This window comes from Pseudoalteromonas rubra, assembly GCF_004212645.1.
Classification (GTDB): Bacteria; Pseudomonadota; Gammaproteobacteria; order Enterobacterales; family Alteromonadaceae; genus Pseudoalteromonas; species Pseudoalteromonas rubra_G.
The window spans coordinates 1-1,427 of the sequence record NZ_PPUZ01000123.1 but is presented as its reverse complement, the minus strand read 5'-3'; the positions used below and the strand labels follow the sequence as shown (position 1 = coordinate 1,427).

Annotated in this window: 1 protein-coding gene; it reads right to left on the bottom strand. The window is 46.0% G+C overall.

The window, feature by feature from the left end:
- Positions 1-12: 12 nt before the first annotated feature.
- Positions 13-1,386: an IS4 family transposase gene (locus C3B51_RS22630; RefSeq protein WP_130246473.1), complete on the bottom strand. Its 1,374-nt coding sequence runs from the start codon at positions 1,384-1,386 to the stop codon at positions 13-15.
- Positions 1,387-1,427: the final 41 nt, after the last annotated feature.

Below are 1,427 nucleotides of genomic sequence, written 5' to 3'. Positions count from 1 at the left end.
CCTGTCTCTTGATCACATTTCCTGGAACATTTGATACCCTTCGACCAAGGATTCAAGCTTGTTCCAGCCATCCCATAAACTTCGCCAACTAACACGCCCTGTTTTTTTGCTGTCTTTCCAGCCCCCTAATCTCCCGAGCGACTGATACGCCCATTTCATGCTCGGCGGCTGCTTTGGAAGGGCTTTTTGTTTGTGTCTCTTTTTCCACAGAAGCTTCCACTGTAATGTGCTGAGGCAGGTTTCACAGCTCACTTGCGCAGCGTCAGATTTATCTCCCTGCTCCTTGAGCTGATATAATCTGATAGCCACAAACGCTAGAATAACTGCTGCTCTTTCCAGATTGTCAGCATGTTGCATTCGCAAGTTCTCAACCTGGGTTCCTTCCGATTTCCAGACTTTATGAAACTCTTCTATTTTCCACCTTGCTTCGTAGTATTTGACTATTTTTAAAGCATCTTCTTTGCTATTCAGTACTTCTGTGGTTAAAAGCACCCAGGTCAACGGCGATTCACTTTCGCTTATCTCGTTGCACAAAACGACATGAGCCTTGATTGGTTGATACTGTTGTTGCTTTCTGGCTGGTGCTTTTACTTCAACCTGCGCGAATTTAACTTCCATGTTGGCCTGGCGGGCTTTTCGACCGCCTTTTTGTGCAACTGCCACCTGATAGGTCCCTGCTGGCGCTAATTCACTGGCATAGTCGTATAATCGCTGGTCGTTACTCAATGGCCGGTTTGATTTCGCCCGTACAACAAACCGGTGTCCATGCTGCTGTTTGTAATCAAGATATTCGATGATATCGGCCTCTCGATCGCACACGCTAATGCACTTTGCCATCTCAGAGCCTAGTCGTTTGTGCATATTTTCCGAAGCTTGCTGCCATTTGAAGCTTTCTTTTTCTTCATAAGGCGTTGTTGCTCTTACTTTTCTCTTGCCAAATTTAGATTCATCTCGTATCCAACGGCGCTGTTCAATTAAGCCCAAAGTCGCTTCCTGAATCGGATCGAATAGCATCACGCTGTGCACGAAAAAACCTTTCGTTGAGCCAGACTGAGCACTACTGGTGTAGCTCAGCTCATTAGCCACACTATGCTGATAAGCCAGGCTTGTGGTGTCTTCCAGAGCAAGCAGTACCTGACTGCTCTTTGCTTGCTCTGCAGAGGCCTGAAAAGCCCCTTCAGCAATGGCATTTGCATCTACATTTTTATTCCTGATCAAGCGATAACTTCCTTCAACGTCAGATTCTTGCGGGGAAGATTTAACAATAGAACGTCCTACGTTACCAGCCAAATGGGATGCCATCTGTATCAAACGCTTGGTACGTCGCTTGTCACCTAAATCGCATTTCGAAAAGTTTGTATGTGCCCATTCCAGCTCTGTAAGCATGATTTCAGTCCTGTGAGTGTCTTTGAGCAAGATCAGATCAC